Below are 17,626 nucleotides of genomic sequence, written 5' to 3'. Positions count from 1 at the left end.
AATCGAACCTTTATGGCACCCTACTTATTTGCGAGACTGTAAAACCCTCTACTCTTTTGAAAATAGGTCAGCAAGTACTTTTATTTTTTCCTCTGTATAATGCTTAAAACGCTCATTATAGGTAACCGGATCCTTTGGGTTGGCGAGGCGAGTAATTTTTCCTGTCCCTGGTTCTACCCATTTACTAGCCGCTCCACAACCGAGACCAATAATTGTTTGACATTCCTCCATAATCATAATGTTATAGATGCTCTCTTTTTCCGGGAAAGCATATCCAATATTCTCGAGGTTCCCTAGGATATTTTTTTGACGGTAAAGATAATAAGGCTCATAGCCTTGTTCAGTCGTCCACTCACTTGTCATCTTCATCATATCTAATACTTCTTCTCTACTGGCAACTTTGTATTTTTCTTTATTTTTTGTCATCGTTGATGCTCGCTTAAATGACAACGTGTGAACCGTCAGTGATTCTGGTAGAAGTTTTTCTGTTTCACCAAGAGTATGACGCATTTCCGGTACACCCTCACCAGGTAAACCGATAATCAAATCCATATTAATATTTTCTAACCCAAGCTCTCGGGCCAATTTATACTTCGTAACTGTCTCCTCAACGCTATGATGCCTACCAATCGCTTTTAACGTTTCATCCTCAAATGACTGGGGATTAATACTGATTCGGTCTACCTTCCATTTTTTTAAGACCTCTACTTTTTCTGGTGTAATCGTATCTGGGCGTCCGGCTTCGACCGTTAACTCACGAACCTGATCCATATTGGGGAAGGATTCGTACATCGTTTCATACAACTTGTCCATTTGTTCGGCCGATATACTCGTTGGTGTGCCCCCACCAAAATAGACGGTCGTAATGTTAACCCCATTTTCTGCAAGCCACTTACCCGTCTCTTCAATTTCATAATGTAACCCATCTAAGAACGCTTCAACTGACCCATTTTTCCCATTTATCGCATAAGCAGGAAACGTACAATACGCACATTTTGTCGGACAAAATGGGATCCCAATATAGATACTTACTTCACGATCTAACTTATATAAATCAGGAACAACAGCTAGCTGACGATCAACGATTCGTTGTACGAGTTCGATCTTCTCTTCACTTAATAAGTAGTCCCGACGAAGTTCTTCATGCACGGCCGCTTTGTCCTGAAGTTGGCGTAGCTTCTGATGAATGAGTTTCGTTGGACGAATACCTGTTAACGTCCCCCAAGGCTGGGCAATCCCAGTATAAGCTGTTAAAACTTTGACAAACACATGATTAGCGGCTTGCTTTGCCTTTTTCAGCCACTCCTTCTCGCTCGATAACGTTCCGACATGCTTTTCAAATGAAGCATGTTCATTTGCATCCTTCCCTACTAACGTCGCAGATACTTGAATCAACTGCTCACCACGAATATTAAGCGATAGCTCGAAGTCACTCTCCTCATGTTCGGTAAAATTCACCTCTACCTCTTCAAAATAAAGCTGGGCAATATGTTCAAGCGATCTCTTATAACGCTCATCTACTCCACGTACAAAAATTTCCATGGCTACTCTCCTGCTAACATAATTTATGTTTCCGTTCATATTGGTGGAAAAGGAGCCTCACTATCTTTTTTTAAAAAGTAAATCATATGTTGCTGAGTTAATCCCACTTTTCCAAACCTTTTGAACTCCCTCTTTTTAGTCCAGTTTTTAGTTTACTTGACGAACATATCTTGGTCAATGAATTACCTTTGCTACTATCATCTCAAATTTGAACTGGTTTTACTCTCTATTATACGTATCTCATACTGCTAAATCACAAAAAAGGTGCTCTCAAAAAGGGATCACCCTCATTAAGAACACCGACACTCTACTCATATTTACAATTTAACTCGTAACTGCTTGCGGAAGACTTCTCTAACCATATAAGAAACACCATTTTGATTATTCGAACGTGTAATCCAATCCGCCGATTGTTTAACGTTCTCCGGTGCGTTCCCCATCGCTACCCCTAGACCTGCTTGTGTGATCATATCAACATCATTTTCACCAACACCAATAGCCACCATTTCGTTTAATGATATCCCTAGGCGATTCCCTAATATTTGTAGACCACGTGCCTTTGAGACACCTTCTGGTACAATCTCAATATGATCGTCTGTAGCTCTGGTAATACGAATATTAGGTACCTCTCGTTCCAACTCTTCAATCGCCCGTTCACGATCATCTTCATTCATAAACTGTGCTTTGATCTTCGGTGGGGCAATCGGTTCTTGAAGGAGGTGTTCACTCAATGAATCTACAAAACTGAGTGGATAAAACACTGGATCCCCAAGACCAATCGTCATTTTCGCAATGAGCTGATTTTTTTGACGGACCTTGTTGCCAACGGAAAAACTTTCATGTAGCAAGCGGATATGACAATGGTAATTCTCTAATAATTCGACAATATGAAAGGCCTTATCTTCATGTAAGCGTCGCTCGTACACTGGGTCTTCAATGTCTGAGGCAATAAATGCTCCATCATGAGTAATCAGTTCATGATCAATTTTTAATGACTTTGCAATCTTTTTTGCTGATGGAAAAGGGCGTTCTGTTGCAAGAGTAACAACAGCACCTTTCTGCTTCGCATATTCAATCGCATCTTTCGTTTGGCGACTTATACGAGAGTTTGAACGTAATAGGGTTCCATCAATATTTAGTGCTAATAATCGATAGGTCACAATGATCCCCCTTTTTTGTACTAAGTCTCTAGACGTTAACCTAAGATAAGATAAATAAATATTAGTAAGCCAACGATCCGATCAGTATAGACTATGTACTTTAATTAGCAATTAGAACATCTGAACATGTAAAACTAGAATCAATCACGTGAAAGAAATACTTTTAGCAATCCCTAAAAAGATAGGAGCTACCTCATGCTAGTGAGTCCTAACCGGTGATAACCGGTTGCGACGACAACAGGCGACGCAGAGGAGTTCATGACGAGACGTTGAAAGCACGCCCTTCGCTTTCATAAGCACTCGGCATGATCTCCTCGGTTAAGGACGAACGACTCTACCTGATCAATCAGTATGATTCATGCACTGCCAAACTGCGGGCACTCATCTCAGCGTACACCTTTCCAACATTCGTAATCCCTATAAAAAAAGAATGAGCTAGCCTCAGCTAGTGAGTCCTAACCGGTGATAACCGGTTGCGGCGACGACAGGCGACGAAGAGGAGATCAGGCAGAGGCGTTGAAAGCACGCCCTTCGCTTTCATAAGCACTCGGCATGATCTCCTCGGTTAAGGACGAACGATCCACCATCCCCCCTCCCATGAATCATAACACTAGCTAAACCTATGCAAAAAACTCCCCATCATCACGTGACAGAGAGTTTTCACTAACATCATTTATTCAGGTTTACCGTATAAATCCTCTAAAGGCTCAGTAATAATACGATTAATGTCACCAATTACCGTGCTCAAACGTTGCTCAGCTTCCATAAGCTTAGAGATTGTCTCATGTTGCTGAACAAGCTCAAATTGCTGCTGTGCAGATTGAGCTTCCTCTTCAGTAATTTGCACACCTTGCATTTGCTTTTGTTGTAATTCAAGCTGAAGATTACGGAAATTATCAAGCATACGTTTAGAGGATTCATCGTTATTTACCGTATCATGTAATTCCTTTAACGTTTGGAACTCTTCACTCTCACGTAGAGCACTTTCTAACTCGTGAGCCTTATCATACATATTTGACATTGAAATGTCCTCCTTAAAAATATAATCATAAACGACTATAACATGTTCACGGGGTAAAATTCACCCCTGTTAGTAAAATATACCCGTTTTTTATCTATTCTGATATCTATTCTAGTCATGAATTTCATTTCCTAGACATCGTTAAATAAACTAAATGAACAACACCAGCAGTCCTTGAATAAAACCAATACTACCTCCTAATAAGGCTCCTAAATACGTGATCATTTTGAATTCTCTCCGCGAAATCGACAGCACCATATCCTCGAGCCTCTCAACCGAAAACGCCTCAACCTGCTCTTTAACGACATCATCTAAATGTATTTTTTTCATCATGTCCTCTAAACGACCAGAAAGTACCTCTTTAAGTAACTCAATCCCCTTTGGCACCCAATCTTCAATAATCGTCTTCTGATATGGACTTGTCCACTTCGAAAACGGCTCTTCAATCCATTCAAAGATAGGCACTTCTGTAATGACCTTCGTCTTGAGAAACGAGATGACTTCTTCTTTATTGATTTTTTGTTCAATGGCGCTGACTTTCATCTCTTTTACCTTTGCCCATTCCTTTTGCAGTAACTGTTCAATCGTTTGCTGGGTACTACGGTCCTCAAGCAGTTTAATTACTTCTGGTTGCACCTTATCAACGAGGCGATCATTGCCTAAAAACATTGAAACCATGTTCCCTAGCGTCCCCCGTCCATGTAAAAACCGGTCAATCATTTCACTTAACTTTTCTTTTCCTTCTGTACTCGAAAAGTATTGAACACCTCGCTCACAAATCAGCTCAGCAGCTTTTGGTACAAGCTCATCTGCTTTTGTCAAATAATTATCAGGTATGACATCTGCAAGCTTTTGATCACGAATTTGATCTAAAAACCGCTCAACACGTTGGTCAATAAATTGACATGTCTTATCTTCAAGTCGTTTTCTTACATCATCAAGCTCGATTTGTTCTGTTGCTAACCCTTGGATCGTCTGCTCACTCGTAAGCAACGTTCTTACCTCTTCTTGAGCCCAATTCGTCATCTCACGAACAAAAGAGGCATTCATTAATTTTTTGCGAATCCCCTCAGGAGTTAGCAAATGAGTGACAACCATCTTTCCTAGCTGATCTGCTAACTCTCCTCGCCTTTTTGGGATAAGACCTGGTGTAAATGGAACACGCCATTTCCCAATATAAACTGGCACATACGGGCGAAATAGCATTTTAATTGCTAACGAATTAGTAAAACCACCAATGATTGCACCAATTGTAATCATTATCAATAGGACAAATACATTTTCCACGAACCCAAAACTCCTTCTACCTTTGATTTTTCACACTTTCTAACCTAGTAACATAACATACGATATCAGCATTAGGCCAATGCCTTAACTATTCGAAACAACATTCATTACCTTATTTTCTATTAAATCTTTAAAATTTGCAAAACGTTACATTTTAATATGAAAACATAAGAGGTACGATCACTTTTACCCAGAAAAAGAGGGAACCGTATGCTCACGTATTACAAAGTAACCGTTCAATCAATAGATGATAACGATTTTTCTCATTCTAATGAGATTCGCCTCTCTAAACAATTATTTCGATTATGGAAAGTTGATTTGCATCAATCCCTTTCCATTTGTTTTGGTCAGCACGAAGCAACCATTGAATGTATGCCGCTTGAGCAGAACGAATTACTATTGCAATGCAGCAAAACCTTAGCTAACAAACTGATATTACCTGACGATATCTTTCGAATTGGTGTTGCCTTTGATCACGAGTATCCATGCCTCCACCTTGGTCCTGTTGTTGCCATTCTTACGAAGGTGCACGAAAGTGAACATGAGCCCTCTTTCGGCCCACTCTCTTCATTTTGCAAAGAAATGGCGACATATGCAAACGAAAATCATGTATTTCTCTATGTATTTTCACTTGATCAATGGCAAGAAGAACACATCTATGGGTGTATCCTTCAAAATGAACAATGGTGTATACAACCAGTCCCGAAGCCCTCGGTCATTTATAACCGAATCGGTTCTCGAAAACTAGAGCAGTCTGATCATTATCAAACATTTTTTAGCGAGTGCACCCAGCAACACATTCATATCTTTAATGATCACTTTTTGAATAAATGGGAAGTACACAACATTCTAACCACGTATGACGAACTTAAGCCGTACTTACCGGAGACGACTTTACTGACGAATCAAGAATCACTAGAACAAATGATTGAAACATATCAAACCGTCTATCTAAAGCCAATTCATGGCAAAGAAGGCAAAGGTATTTTTCGTATCCAAGAGACAAATAATTACCAGTTTGAGGTTGACTTTCTAACTGCCTCTGGTCCATTGCAACGAACCTTTTCAACAATTGATCAACTGTACCGTAATCTCAAATATCGGATAAAAAAGCAACAGTTCTTAATCCAGCAAGGGTTGACTCTCACTCGTTACAAAAACCGCAGCCTCGATTTCCGTGTTCTTTGCGCCCGTGATCTTTATGGCAAATGGCGTGTCATTTCACTCATTGCTAGAGCATCACGCGAGGAAATGTTTGTTGCAAACCTAGCTCAAGGCGGTGAAGTCTTGCGTCTTGAAGACAGTTTACACGATGCTTTTGCTGAAGAAACCATTAAACAATTTCGATCGTTCATTACTGAATTAGCCGTAAACATATGTGAGATTCTCTCAACTGAAGCGAGCGGTTTATATGGGGAATTTGGTATTGATATCGGTATCGATGAAAACGGTCACCCATGGATGATCGAAGTCAATACAAAACCATCAAAAAATCAAGCACCACTTCCAGCTGCTGACGACATTCGCCCTTCAGCAAAATCAATCATTCACTATGCATATCACCTGGCTACACATAACGATATACGGGGGTGATGAAACGACCTTCGATTTAGGGGGCTACCGACAAATGTTGTCTTTAGGAATTTTAGTGTTGCACGTTTCACAAGAGCTTACTTATTTTCGCGAAATTGCAAATCGAGCAAGTGATTATAATATCACCGTCTATCGCTTTTTACCTTCACAAGTTGATCGAACAACAGCACGAGTGATCAATGGCTTACGTTATGATCCAAATGAAGATCGATGGGTGACTACTACCTTCCCTATACCTACGTATATTTATGACAGATGTTTTTACCGACGAATTTCCTGCTATAAAAAACACGCTCCTATCATACGTTGGTTAAGAGATCACTATGAAACCACCTTCCTTGGTTATGGACTTCCAAATAAATGGGAAGTCTTCAAAGCACTAAACAAAAACAAAGTCATTAGCAACTATTTACCTGAAACCGTAAAGGTTGAACATGTAAGTGACATTATCAAACATGTGAAGCATTACAAGGAGGTGTTAGTAAAGCCCACTTCTGGTTCTCAAGGCCAAGGGATATTCGTTGTGACAGAAAAACCAACTCACTACGAGGTTAAAATAGAAAAGAATCAATTGCTAGTCGTTCATTGTTTTATTAACGAAGTGAAATTGGCGGAATCGATATCATTGCTCCTCCATTCACAACGCTACATCCTCCAACCGTTCCTTTCACTCAAAAATCAGCAAAATCACCCATTTGATCTTCGCGTCTTTCTCCAAAAGGATAAAAATGGCTTTTGGTGTGAACAAGGAAGAGCGGTACGTACAGGAAAAAAAGCACATTTCCTCTCGAATCTACACGCTGGAGGACAAATATATCCTTATCAACAATGGCTTCAACACCTGTCAGAAGAAAAACAACAACAGCTTGAATCAAACATCCATCAATTACTTGAACACTTACCAAGCTCATTAGAATCATCGTTTCATCCCCTATTTGAACTCGGTATCGATATCGGGATTGACCAAAGTGAGTCTGTTTGGTTACTAGAAGTAAATTCAAAGCCGGGGAGAACGATTTTACTCGAAGACGATAGCTTTAATAAAGATCAACTCTATGAGGCACCTTTAGCATTTTGTCAGCACTTATCTTCATTGATAAAAAGGAGTTGAGAAGTAATCATGACTAAACCTCTATACGTAAGAAAATATCAACATGATAACAACACCTTATATGTCCCTGAACATACCTTTCGTAACTGGCTAAAAAATAAAAGTTTCCCGACTCAACTATCTTTCGGCTCGATGACAATCCCTTGTCGAGTGGCACCACATCCGGATAAAAAAAATGAATATATGCTTACGAGTGACTGTTGGGAAAAGCTCTCGATCCCACACGAAGGCTACATCCATCTATTTGAACATAACCGAACGGTCACCATCGGACCGTTAGTCGGAATCTTCACCGCAGGGTTTACAAATTCAACACTCAGACCGATTGGGGATCGTTCTTTATTTTTCGCAAAACTCTTGTCCGTTGAACAAAAAGTAGGGGCTTTTTATTTTATCTTTGGTTCTCATCATATTAATTGGGAGTCAGGTACAATCAACGGTTTCTTTCATACAAAGAAAGGGTGGGAGCGTTGTGAAGTCCCCTTCCCAAATGTCGTTTATGATCGCTTACCTAACCGAAGAACGGAAAGTTTACCAACGTATCAAAAAATTAAAGAGAGATTCGTCAATGATTATCTGATCCCTTGGTTTAACCCTGGCTTTTTCAATAAATGGGAGATTTACAAACAGTTGCGCACCGATGAACATACAAGTGAGCACCTGCCGGAAAGTTATTTAAACCCAACGATTGAACAAATTGAAGCCTTACTTGAAGAGCATCAACATGTCTATTTTAAACCAGCCGGCGGCAGTCTCGGTTTAGGGATTCATCAAGTGATCAAATTAAAGGATGATCCGTTCTATTATTGTCGATTTCGTGACCACCAAAAAAATCGGTTACGAAGGTATTCTTCTTTAAAGCGCTTATTAAAAAAACAATTCCCAACTGGTCTTACAAACATCATTGCCCAACAGGGGATTCATCTCCTGAAAGTAGAAAACAAACCCGTTGATTTTCGAATCCACACAAATAAAAATATCGATGGCAAGTGGCAGATCAGTGCCATTGCAGCCAAAGTCGCTGGGCCTGGATCTGTTACCACGCATATTAAGAGCGGTGGCGAGATTAAGACATCACATGAACTATTTGAGGAGATGGGAATTGGCAAGGAAAAAATTGAACACCTAAAAGACACAGCCATCACACTCAGTAAAGCGATTGATCATAAAATAGCCGGAAACATCGGGGAAATTGGGCTTGATTTAGGAATTGATAAAAATGAGAAGATTTGGATGTTTGAGGCTAATTCAAAACCAGGGCGAACGATTTTCTCTCACACGAAACTTCGTTATGATGATCTCATATCACGTTGTTTACCATTGGCCTATGCCGTCTATTTATCCAAACAATCTCTCACACGACCTGAGCTTATGTTTACAACATGAGATTGTATTATAATCCCCAAACAAAACAATGGGGTCATCAACTATCCGAAGAGACAATTGTATGGGGGAAAAACAATCAACCACTCGCCAAAATTACCGATTCTTCTCCATCAATGTATTCGTTCCGAGTTATTGCCAAACACAGAAAGATCGGTCCAGTTATAGGGATTTTAACGAGTGAGCATAACCGCAAACCATTTGCCGGCAACCAAAAAACATTTTTACGGATACACGTTGCCTTGCAAAAAAAAGGGGGGATTGTATTTATTTTCACCCCCAACTGTGTTTCAAACGGAGGTGTAGATGGTTACTTTTACCATCCGCAAGCGAAGAGCTGGGTAAAAGGTTCATTCCCATACCCTGATTTGATTTATAATCGAATTCCTACACCTCAAGAAGAACAAACCACGAGTATGAAAAAAACATTTACCTGGATCAAGCAAAACAAAATACCGTATTTTAACCCTCACTTTTTCAATAAGTGGGATACCTTCAAACAGCTATCTAAACACACATGGTTACAACAGTTTTTACCAGAAACGGAATTGCTCACTTCAAAAAAGCAACTGTCAGCATGGCTACGAAATGGTCATAGCGTTTATCTAAAGCCAGCCCATGGACACAAAGGTCTTGGAATTTGTTCATTATCTCGCCGATCTCAACGTCAGTTTTGCTATCAAGACCAACAATTAAAACAAACATTTTCATCTTTTCAAGAGCTTTACGACTTTCTCTTGCCTAAACTAAAACAACGAAACTACATCCTTCAAGAATATATACACCTTAACCAATACCACGGCAAAACATATGACTTCAGAGTTCATGTTCAACGTGTGCAGCGCACTTGGTCTGTTACCGGAATTGGTGTCCGGTGTGCTCCAGAAGGCGGACTGACAACACATGTCCCAAGGGGGGGTTCAATTCTTTCACTCCACCAAATCACTCCAATGCTTAACAAACAACGTCTTCACATGTTAGCGATCACGACTGCTAAAACGCTTGAAAAAGCCTATGGACGTCTTGGTGAACTTTCTCTTGATGTCGGTAGAGATAAGCAAGGACATCTTTGGATTCTTGAGGCCAATTCAAAACCTATGGTTTTTGATGAACAATCGATTAAAAGAAAAGGCATCGAAACTCTTATCCAAACGTTTTATGGTGATAGTGGTTTCCGATGGGAGAGTGATGATGATGAATATAGTGACAATAACAGCTGACAACTGGGAAAAATACCGAAGACCGATTTGGCAATTTGTCAAACGTTATCAACAAGAAAATGCCAATAGTGATTCATCACGCTGGTTATTCCAGCTTCGCAGGCATCACTTTAACCGCCCGGGGACATCAATAAAACTAGTCCTTTGGGATGGAAAAATGATTGCTCTGATGGCATGTTCGAATTACGGGACAACGAATTCAACATTTATCGTTCACCCCACTTACCAAAGAACGCATATTGTTTTGAACATCTTAAAAGAGATGAAAGAAGAGTTAGGGGTTTGTTACACAAAAATAAAATATGATCATATTCACATCGTAAAAATGGCACTTCAAGCTGGTTTTGCTGCCATTGGGTATGCAGATTCTCATGAAAAAGTCTCTCTTTGGTTTGCCGGGGGCCATTGGCATAAAAATGACATCTTTGAAAGAGAATTATCTGTCGAATAAAGGGTCTAGGGCTGGTCCAACAATGATTGTTCACCTTGATTAACTACAAGTACTCGGTGACTGTTACTTTCATTTAGGCACAGCCCTATTGCTCTTGTTTCACTCGAAAGTATGATACGATATAAAAAGCGATAAGCAGGTTCCTGTCACCAATAGAACTATGAAGATGGCAACATTGGATGAACTAGTTATTGGAACCGCTATCATGTAATGAAACAGAAAGAAAGGAGTAACCTTATGATTTCTCATTTTCAATGGAAAGAAATTCGCAACAACCTCGTTCGACGTGAGTGGGAATTTTCATTCTTTTATGCTGGTACATACTTTCAAGGACGATACCATAAGGACGGGACCATTGAATGGCCTACTGCATCACCTAATGCTGACGTGATCAAAACGATAGAAATGCAGATCCATGATTTAATGCTTTATCACGTCTATGAAGATCATTAAATCGATCTCCTAAACGATTTTCACCTTCTTCGAGTAAATTTCAAGGGAACGAACAAACTAATAAGAAAAAGGAGGGAAAGTATGTCTGAGAAGAAAAGTCATCCTACAAACGGTTCCCGTGAAGATTTATTTATGGATGTTGATCGCATGATTAATGAAGGTTTAGGCGGTGGGTCCATCAGTATGAAAGATGATTCAGGTGAAATTGAAGAAGCACATGACTTTAAAAAAGAGGAACCACCTCACCGAACCGAACGTTCATAATAAGTAGATATCTCTATGAGGTTGTCGTAAAGCAGTATATCGATTCTTTACGGCAACCTCTTTCTTTTTAATGGCTCCACTCAGTAACCCGAAACACTTTGTCACTTTGACAATTGGGACAATACAACAAATGAGGACACTCGTGATTTTTCAAGTCATTTTGAATCCCATCAATTTTTTTCATATCATCAATTTCTAAATAAGCGCTATAATCATCAAAATAATCGATAAGCCGGCCTTTATCTTCAAGTGGATGATGACATTTTGTACAACTCATTTCAACCGTACCTAAATTGTTACATAGTGGGCAAATCTTCATCGAACATGCTCCTCTACACTGTAATGTCACATGGTAAAAAAGAAGAGGTGGTATCATCCACCTCTTCATAGCCATTGCTATTTATTATTGTTGTGGAAATCCATTCATTTGTTGTTCAGCCATTTGAACAAGGCGTTTAGTGATTTCACCGCCTACAGAGCCGTTTGCGCGAGATGTTGCATCAGCTCCAAGTTGAACACCAAACTCTTGTGCAATCTCAACCTTCATTGAATCTAATGCTTGCTCAACACCAGGTACAAGTAATTGGTTGCTGTTGTTGCTGTTGTTGTTAGTAGCCATGTGATCACCTCCTTCTGTACCCATAGAGTGTGTTTAAAACTGATATCCTATGTATGATACAGCTTAACAATTTTTAGGTAACAGATTGTTATTTGTTGTAAAAAAAAGGCGGGGTGGCCCAACATTATTACACGTAAGGACCAGTCCCACCTTTTTATTTATGATTGTTTGTTTAACTTCGAAATCTCATTAACAGACTGTGGGTTTTCTAATGAAGACAAATCACCTGCATTTTGATGCGTATAGGCCGCTCGAATCGCACGTCTCATTACTTTTGCATTCCGGGTTTTTGGTAAATCATTGACAAAGTGAAGTGCTTTTGGACGTAACGCTTTCCCCATTTTTTCAGCAATCAACGTTACTAACTCATTTTTCAATGGTTCTGAAGCTTCATAAGCTGGTGCTAATACGACAAAACAAACGGCCGCTTCGCCTTTCACTTCATCTGGGATTCCAATCGTGGCTGCTTCAACGACTGATTGATGGTCAACGAGAATTGATTCAAGTTCAGCAGGTCCTAAACGTTTTCCAGCTACATTTAAAATATCGTCGGATCTTCCGGTGATGGTCCAGAATCCTTCATCATCTTTAATCACCCAATCACCGTGCACCCACGTATCTTTCCAGCGATTCCAATACGCTTCTTCATAGCGTTGTGGCTCCTTCCAAAACCCATTTGTCATCCCAACCCAAGGTTGCTTAATGACCAATTCGCCAACTTGGTTTTCGACTGGGTCACCATTTTCATCAAATACATCGACATCCATGCCTGGTAATGGTGAATTAAAAGTAATTGGTTCTATTGGACGTACTAATACATTCCCAAGAATACCTCCGGCAATTTCGGTGCCTCCTGAATAATTAAAAATTGGAATGTTCCGGTTTCCGACCTTTTCAAATAGCCATAGCCATGGTTCTGGATTCCAAGGCTCGCCCGTTGAGCCAATTGCCCTTAAGGATCGAATATCATGTTTCTGAACCCAAGTCTCACCGTGCTTCATTAATGAGCGAATTAATGTTGGTGAAATGCCTAAATGCGTAATCGCATGATCACTCACTAACTTCCATAAGCGGTCTGGTTCTGGAAAATCAGGTGTTCCCTCATATAATACAATCGTTGCTCCATTGATTAAGCCCCCATAAACAAGAAATGGCCCCATCATCCATCCCATATCAGTAAACCAAAAGAGCGTCTCACCTTGTTTTACATCCATCCCTAGGCCTGCATCAAAGCCTGATTTAATCGGGAAACCGGCATGCGTATGCACCGTTCCTTTTGGTCGCCCTGTTGTCCCAGAGGTATAGATCAGCATTAATGGATCAGCCGATTTCATTGATTCTGTTTGTTCTAATAGGTCTGTGTTACGTACATCCTCCCAATCAAGGTCACGACTTTGATTCCATGGAATGTCCCTTTTTAACCTACGATAAACAATGACTTTTTCTATGGAAGGGGAATCAGCGACAGCGCGATCCGCTTCTTCTTTCATGGCTACTTCTTTACCGCGGCGCAAGAAGCCATCGGCGGTGACAATCATTTTCGCTTGGGCTGCTTGCAGCCGAGTCGCAACGGCATCTGCACCATATCCTGAAAAAACAGGTGAATAAATAGCGCCAATTTTGCTTGCTGCCATCATCACGATCACCGTTTCAGCAAGCATCGGCATGTAAATCGCTAGTATATCCCCTTTTGTCAATCCATTTTTCTTTAAACCATGAGCAACGCGGGAAACTTCTTCATTTAATTGCTGATACGTATAGGTTTGAACGATGCCATCTTCACTTTCCCATACTAACGCCTTTTGCTTTGCAGTCGTTGGGTTGTTCGCCCATTTTTCTATAGAGTTATGAACAGCGTTTAATTCACCACCCGTGTACCAAGAAGGCCATTTCGCCCCATTAGATAAATCAAGTGTTTCTTGATAGTCTTTATACCACTCAATCTTTAATTCTTTTTCAGCCTCTTCCCAAAACCATGCAATATCATCTGTTGATGCTTTAAGAAAACGCTCATAATCGTTGTACCCCAACTTATCCATCCACTGATAAAGGCGTGTTGACTCAATTAATTCCTGACTAGGAAACCAAACTGCTTTTTTTGACATTTTCTCCATCTCCTTCAACGTTTTATTTATCTATTTAATCTATGTAGCCAGCGAGATCGCTGGCGTATACCTCTGATTCGCTTACACTGGATATACTGGGTGCTTACGTTCAGAGAATAGTAAGTATTTCGACATATAAGCAGAAAACCGTGTTGTTAATTCAGAACGCATTGAATTTCCGGAAATCACCCCATCAATCACCATTTCAGATGCCAATCGATAAATATCGATATCTTCTTTATATTCTTCTCGCTTCTCCTCAATAAAACGAGAACGTTCCTCTTCCGGTAATTCAGCAATCTTGTTTGCATAAACAGCATTAACGGCTGCTTCTGGTCCCATCACAGCAATTTGCGCCGTCGGTAATGCAAGACAACAATCTGGTTCAAATGCAGGTCCTGCCATCGCATATAGCCCTGCACCATAAGCTTTTCGAACAATGATTGAAATTTTAGGTACCGTTGCCTCAGACATGGCAGAAATCATTTTTGCCCCATGACGTATGATTCCTGCCCGTTCAACTTTCGTACCGATCATAAATCCAGGAATGTCCGCTAAGAATAACAATGGAATATGATAGGCATCACATAATGTAATAAATTTGGCCGCTTTGTCGGCAGAATCATGAAATAAGACCCCGCCCTTCATCCTCGGCTGGTTGGCAATAATGCCGATGGTTTGTCCATTCACCCTAGCCAATCCTGTGATCAATTCCGGTGCGAATAATTTTTTGATTTCAAAAAATGAATGCTCATCGATCACACGCTCAATTAACTCATACATATTAAATGGCGCATTTTGATTATCTGGTATAATTTCTTCAATTGACTTTTCAAACGCTTTTGGTGCGATCGCCTCGTGAATAGGCGTCTTCTCTTTAAAATTAGCTGGGAAATATGATAAATACTCACGCCCTAAGGCGATAGCCTCTTCCTCAGAACGTGCAAGAATATCTCCACATCCTGATACCGAGCAATGCATACGAGCACCACCCATTTCTTCAAGGGATACTTTCTCCCCAATAACCATCTCTGCCATTCTCGGTGACCCCAGATACATCGAAGCATTTTTGTCGACCATAATCACCGTGTCACAAAAGGCTGGGATATAAGCTCCTCCAGCCGCTGAAGGACCAAATAATAAACAAACCTGCGGAACTTTTCCTGAGAGCTTTACTTGGTTATAAAAGATTCTCCCAGCCCCCCTGCGACCAGGAAACATCTCGACTTGATCAGTAATCCTAGCTCCTGCAGAATCAACTAAATAAAGCATAGGTACCATAAGCTTTTCTGCTGTTTCTTGGATACGAATAATTTTTTCAACCGTTCTCGCTCCCCAAGAACCTGCTTTCACGGTTGAATCATTTGCCATCACACAAACCGTTTGACCATTGACCTTGCCCACACCGGTTACAACACCATCAGCTGGCAGACCATCTGCCTGACAGTTGGCAAGCATTGCGTCTTCAAATTCAATACCATCATCAAATAATAGTTCTAGTCGCTCGCGTACAAACAACTTCCCTTTTTTCGCATTGCTTTCATGATATTTAGCTGCTCCGCCCTTCTCAATGTGCTCTAGTTTTTCTTGAAGGTGCTTTTCTGCCGACATCCTCTTATCATCCTCCTTTTGCTGATGATCCACATCAAGCTTTCTACGCTTCTACTCCCCCTTATATTGCGGTGAACGTTTTTCTTTAAATGCTTGTAAGCCTTCGATACGGTCCTTCGTTGGGATTGTTATCTCATATGCACTCTGTTCAATCGCAAGCCCCGTTGACAGATCAGTTTCATTACCTTTATTGATGGCAAGCTTTGCTTGCTTTACAGCGACCGGTCCATTCGCTCCGATTTGTGTTGCCAATTCATTTGCCTTTTTGAGCAATTCATCTTGTGAGATTACATATTCGACTAACCCTATCGATTCGGCCTCAGCCGCATCAATTTTCTTTGCTGTGAAGATCATTTCTTTTGCTCTTCCTTTGCCAATCAACCGTGGCAAGCGCTGTGTTCCACCGCCTCCTGGAATAATCGCTAATGAGGTTTCAGTCAACCCCAGCTTACTTCCTTTAGCCGCCAAACGTATATCACATGCTAATGCGAGTTCGAGGCCACCACCTAAAGCATTGCCGTTGATTGCACAGATGACAGGTTGTGGCAAGGCCTCAATATCATTGATCGTATTCCGAATCAACGACACCGTTTTACGGACTTCGGTAGGTTCCATCTCCTGACGCTCTTTTAAATCAGCGCCAGCACAGAAGTTTTTTTCACCCGTAGCTGTCAGGACAACACAGCGTACAGTTGGATCAAATTGAATATCATAAAGAACTTCATGTAAGTCATACAGCATTTGTAAGGACAACGCATTAGCTGCTTCTGGGCGATTTAACGCAACAGTCGCAATGCCATGCTCATCTTTGTTATACAAAACTTTTTTATCCACCGAATGAGCCCCCCACATCGAGTTCATAAAATAGACCATTATGAACACCCCTTCTCTGCTGCAACTTGCAAATGATGACTAGGAAGTGATTTACCCATTTTCCCTTCAATAAATCTCGCAGCAGACATTAATTTTTCTAGATCAACTCCTGTTGTGATCCCCATACCGTCAAGCATATACACTAAATCATCGGTCGCTAAATTCCCTGAAGCTCCTGGAGCATAAGGACAGCCACCAAGACCACCAATAGAACTATCAAAAGTCGTGATCCCCATATCGAGTGAAGCGACGATATTAGCCATCGCTGTACCTCTCGTATCGTGAAAATGCATCGCTAATTTATCTGCTGGAAATCGCTTTAACAAGACGTCGAGCACATCCTGAACCTGACTTGGATTTGCAACCCCAATGGTGTCACCAAGTGATAATTCATCAATCCCGATTTCAAACAACTGCTCTGACACACGTACAACTTGCTCCACATCAACAACGTTTTCATACGGACAACCAAAAACTGTTGATATGTACCCTCTCGTTGTTTTACCGGCTTTGATTCCGTCTGTGACGACGTCCTTTAAAATAGGGAGAGTCTCTTCAATACTTTTATTTATATTTTTCTGGTTATGAGTTTCACTCGCTGACATAAAGACCGAAACCTCATCAATCTTTGCTTCGAGCGCTCGTTCCAACCCTTTTTGATTCGGGACTAATGCCGCGTAAGTAACCCCTTCTCGACGTGTAATCCCTTTTGCAACGTCTAGAGCATCAGCTAGTGCAGGTATCCACTTTGGATTGACGAAAGAGCTTACTTCAATGTAGCTAAGTCCGGAATCTGATAATTGATTGATCCATGCAATCTTATCCTCAGTTTTGATAAACCTATTTTCATTTTGTAAACCATCACGAGGGCCTACTTCTTTAATCATTGCTTTAGTAGGAAAGTTCATATCGTTCCCCCTTTCAATGATCACA

At 40.7% G+C, this 17,626-nt stretch carries 17 protein-coding genes; 7 read left to right on the top strand and 10 right to left on the bottom strand.

The features are described from left to right. Window positions 1-48 precede the first annotated feature (48 nt). From KH400_RS02350 to KH400_RS02335, 4 genes are all read right to left on the bottom strand, one after another. Window positions 49-1,542, bottom strand: coding sequence for a coproporphyrinogen III oxidase (locus KH400_RS02350; protein ID WP_217221597.1), 1,494 nt, complete (start codon window positions 1,540-1,542; stop codon window positions 49-51). A 317-nt stretch (window positions 1,543-1,859) separates the two neighbouring features. After that, window positions 1,860-2,702, bottom strand: coding sequence for a Cof-type HAD-IIB family hydrolase (locus KH400_RS02345; RefSeq protein ID WP_217221596.1), 843 nt, complete (start codon window positions 2,700-2,702; stop codon window positions 1,860-1,862). Window positions 2,703-3,375: 673 nt separating this feature from the next. Next, window positions 3,376-3,723, bottom strand: coding sequence for a YlbF/YmcA family competence regulator (locus KH400_RS02340; protein WP_217221595.1), 348 nt, complete (start codon window positions 3,721-3,723; stop codon window positions 3,376-3,378). A gap of 150 nt (window positions 3,724-3,873) precedes the next feature. After that, entirely contained in the window at window positions 3,874-5,010 is a 1,137-nt protein-coding gene (locus tag KH400_RS02335; RefSeq protein WP_312889006.1) for a DUF445 domain-containing protein, read from the bottom strand. A 210-nt stretch (window positions 5,011-5,220) separates the two neighbouring features. Between KH400_RS02335 and KH400_RS02330 the strand changes: the two genes are divergently transcribed. The 7 genes from KH400_RS02330 (at window position 5,221) to KH400_RS02300 (ending at window position 11,485) form a co-directional block, all read left to right on the top strand. After that, entirely contained in the window at window positions 5,221-6,603 is a 1,383-nt protein-coding gene (locus KH400_RS02330; RefSeq protein ID WP_217221594.1) for a YheC/YheD family endospore coat-associated protein, read from the top strand. A gap of 34 nt (window positions 6,604-6,637) precedes the next feature. After that, window positions 6,638-7,714 carry a YheC/YheD family endospore coat-associated protein gene (locus tag KH400_RS02325; protein WP_217221593.1) on the top strand — a complete coding sequence of 359 codons (1,077 nt, stop codon included), beginning with the start codon at window positions 6,638-6,640 and terminating at the stop codon, window positions 7,712-7,714. A gap of 9 nt (window positions 7,715-7,723) precedes the next feature. Continuing rightward, window positions 7,724-9,100, top strand: coding sequence for a YheC/YheD family endospore coat-associated protein (locus KH400_RS02320; protein WP_217221592.1), 1,377 nt, complete (start codon window positions 7,724-7,726; stop codon window positions 9,098-9,100). A 2-nt stretch (window positions 9,101-9,102) separates the two neighbouring features. Beyond that, window positions 9,103-10,317 carry a YheC/YheD family endospore coat-associated protein gene (locus KH400_RS02315; protein WP_217221591.1) on the top strand — a complete coding sequence of 405 codons (1,215 nt, stop codon included), beginning with the start codon at window positions 9,103-9,105 and terminating at the stop codon, window positions 10,315-10,317. Continuing rightward, the gene (locus KH400_RS02310; protein WP_217221590.1) at window positions 10,286-10,768 is read left to right on the top strand and encodes a hypothetical protein; all 483 of its coding nucleotides are present in this window, start codon (window positions 10,286-10,288) and stop codon (window positions 10,766-10,768) included. The genes KH400_RS02315 and KH400_RS02310 overlap by 32 nt, the downstream gene beginning before the upstream one ends. Window positions 10,769-11,005: 237 nt before the next feature. After that, on the top strand, window positions 11,006-11,221 hold the full coding sequence (locus tag KH400_RS02305) for a YheE family protein (RefSeq protein ID WP_217221589.1): 216 nt from the start codon (window positions 11,006-11,008) through the stop codon (window positions 11,219-11,221). Window positions 11,222-11,302: 81 nt separating this feature from the next. After that, the gene (locus KH400_RS02300; protein WP_217221588.1) at window positions 11,303-11,485 is read left to right on the top strand and encodes a hypothetical protein; all 183 of its coding nucleotides are present in this window, start codon (window positions 11,303-11,305) and stop codon (window positions 11,483-11,485) included. A gap of 67 nt (window positions 11,486-11,552) precedes the next feature. Here KH400_RS02300 and KH400_RS02295 read toward each other — a convergent pair whose 3' ends face one another. From KH400_RS02295 to KH400_RS02270, 6 genes are all read right to left on the bottom strand, one after another. Next, window positions 11,553-11,804, bottom strand: a complete 252-nt coding sequence (locus tag KH400_RS02295; protein WP_217221587.1) for a hypothetical protein — start codon at window positions 11,802-11,804, stop codon at window positions 11,553-11,555. A gap of 84 nt (window positions 11,805-11,888) precedes the next feature. After that, complete coding sequence (locus KH400_RS02290) at window positions 11,889-12,104, bottom strand: alpha/beta-type small acid-soluble spore protein (RefSeq protein ID WP_217221586.1); 216 nt, start codon at window positions 12,102-12,104, stop codon at window positions 11,889-11,891. 158 nt (window positions 12,105-12,262) lie between these two features. Continuing rightward, complete coding sequence (locus KH400_RS02285) at window positions 12,263-14,209, bottom strand: AMP-binding protein (RefSeq protein WP_217221585.1); 1,947 nt, start codon at window positions 14,207-14,209, stop codon at window positions 12,263-12,265. 81 nt (window positions 14,210-14,290) lie between these two features. Further along, window positions 14,291-15,820: an acyl-CoA carboxylase subunit beta gene (locus KH400_RS02280; RefSeq protein ID WP_217221584.1), complete on the bottom strand. Its 1,530-nt coding sequence runs from the start codon at window positions 15,818-15,820 to the stop codon at window positions 14,291-14,293. 51 nt (window positions 15,821-15,871) lie between these two features. Beyond that, window positions 15,872-16,654 carry an enoyl-CoA hydratase gene (locus tag KH400_RS02275; protein ID WP_217221583.1) on the bottom strand — a complete coding sequence of 261 codons (783 nt, stop codon included), beginning with the start codon at window positions 16,652-16,654 and terminating at the stop codon, window positions 15,872-15,874. Between the two features lie 38 nt (window positions 16,655-16,692). After that, window positions 16,693-17,601 (bottom strand): hydroxymethylglutaryl-CoA lyase, encoded by a 909-nt coding sequence (locus KH400_RS02270; RefSeq protein ID WP_217221582.1) that lies wholly within the window; start codon window positions 17,599-17,601, stop codon window positions 16,693-16,695. Window positions 17,602-17,626 lie beyond the last annotated feature (25 nt).

Source organism: Desertibacillus haloalkaliphilus (genome assembly GCF_019039105.1).
Taxonomy (GTDB): Bacteria; Bacillota; Bacilli; order Bacillales; family KJ1-10-99; genus Desertibacillus; species Desertibacillus haloalkaliphilus.
Note: the sequence above shows the minus strand (reverse complement) of the source record. Positions and strands in the feature narration are given on the sequence as shown.

Excerpts from the sequence above, each read along its gene's own strand:
- KH400_RS02290 (WP_217221586.1), bottom strand. The coding sequence starts at position 12,104 with ATGGCTACTAACAACAACAGCAACAACAGCAACCAATTACTTGTACCT.
- KH400_RS02295 (WP_217221587.1), bottom strand. The coding sequence starts at position 11,804 with ATGAAGATTTGCCCACTATGTAACAATTTAGGTACGGTTGAAATGAGT.
- KH400_RS02270 (WP_217221582.1), bottom strand. The coding sequence starts at position 17,601 with ATGAACTTTCCTACTAAAGCAATGATTAAAGAAGTAGGCCCTCGTGAT.
- KH400_RS02325 (WP_217221593.1), top strand. The coding sequence starts at position 6,638 with ATGTTGTCTTTAGGAATTTTAGTGTTGCACGTTTCACAAGAGCTTACT.
- KH400_RS02285 (WP_217221585.1), bottom strand. The coding sequence starts at position 14,209 with ATGTCAAAAAAAGCAGTTTGGTTTCCTAGTCAGGAATTAATTGAGTCA.
- KH400_RS02340 (WP_217221595.1), bottom strand. The coding sequence starts at position 3,723 with ATGTCAAATATGTATGATAAGGCTCACGAGTTAGAAAGTGCTCTACGT.
- KH400_RS02350 (WP_217221597.1), bottom strand. The coding sequence starts at position 1,542 with ATGGAAATTTTTGTACGTGGAGTAGATGAGCGTTATAAGAGATCGCTT.
- KH400_RS02320 (WP_217221592.1), top strand. The coding sequence starts at position 7,724 with ATGACTAAACCTCTATACGTAAGAAAATATCAACATGATAACAACACC.
- KH400_RS02305 (WP_217221589.1), top strand. The coding sequence starts at position 11,006 with ATGATTTCTCATTTTCAATGGAAAGAAATTCGCAACAACCTCGTTCGA.
- KH400_RS02330 (WP_217221594.1), top strand. The coding sequence starts at position 5,221 with ATGCTCACGTATTACAAAGTAACCGTTCAATCAATAGATGATAACGAT.
- KH400_RS02280 (WP_217221584.1), bottom strand. The coding sequence starts at position 15,820 with ATGTCGGCAGAAAAGCACCTTCAAGAAAAACTAGAGCACATTGAGAAG.
- KH400_RS02300 (WP_217221588.1), top strand. The coding sequence starts at position 11,303 with ATGTCTGAGAAGAAAAGTCATCCTACAAACGGTTCCCGTGAAGATTTA.
- KH400_RS02310 (WP_217221590.1), top strand. The coding sequence starts at position 10,286 with ATGATGATGAATATAGTGACAATAACAGCTGACAACTGGGAAAAATAC.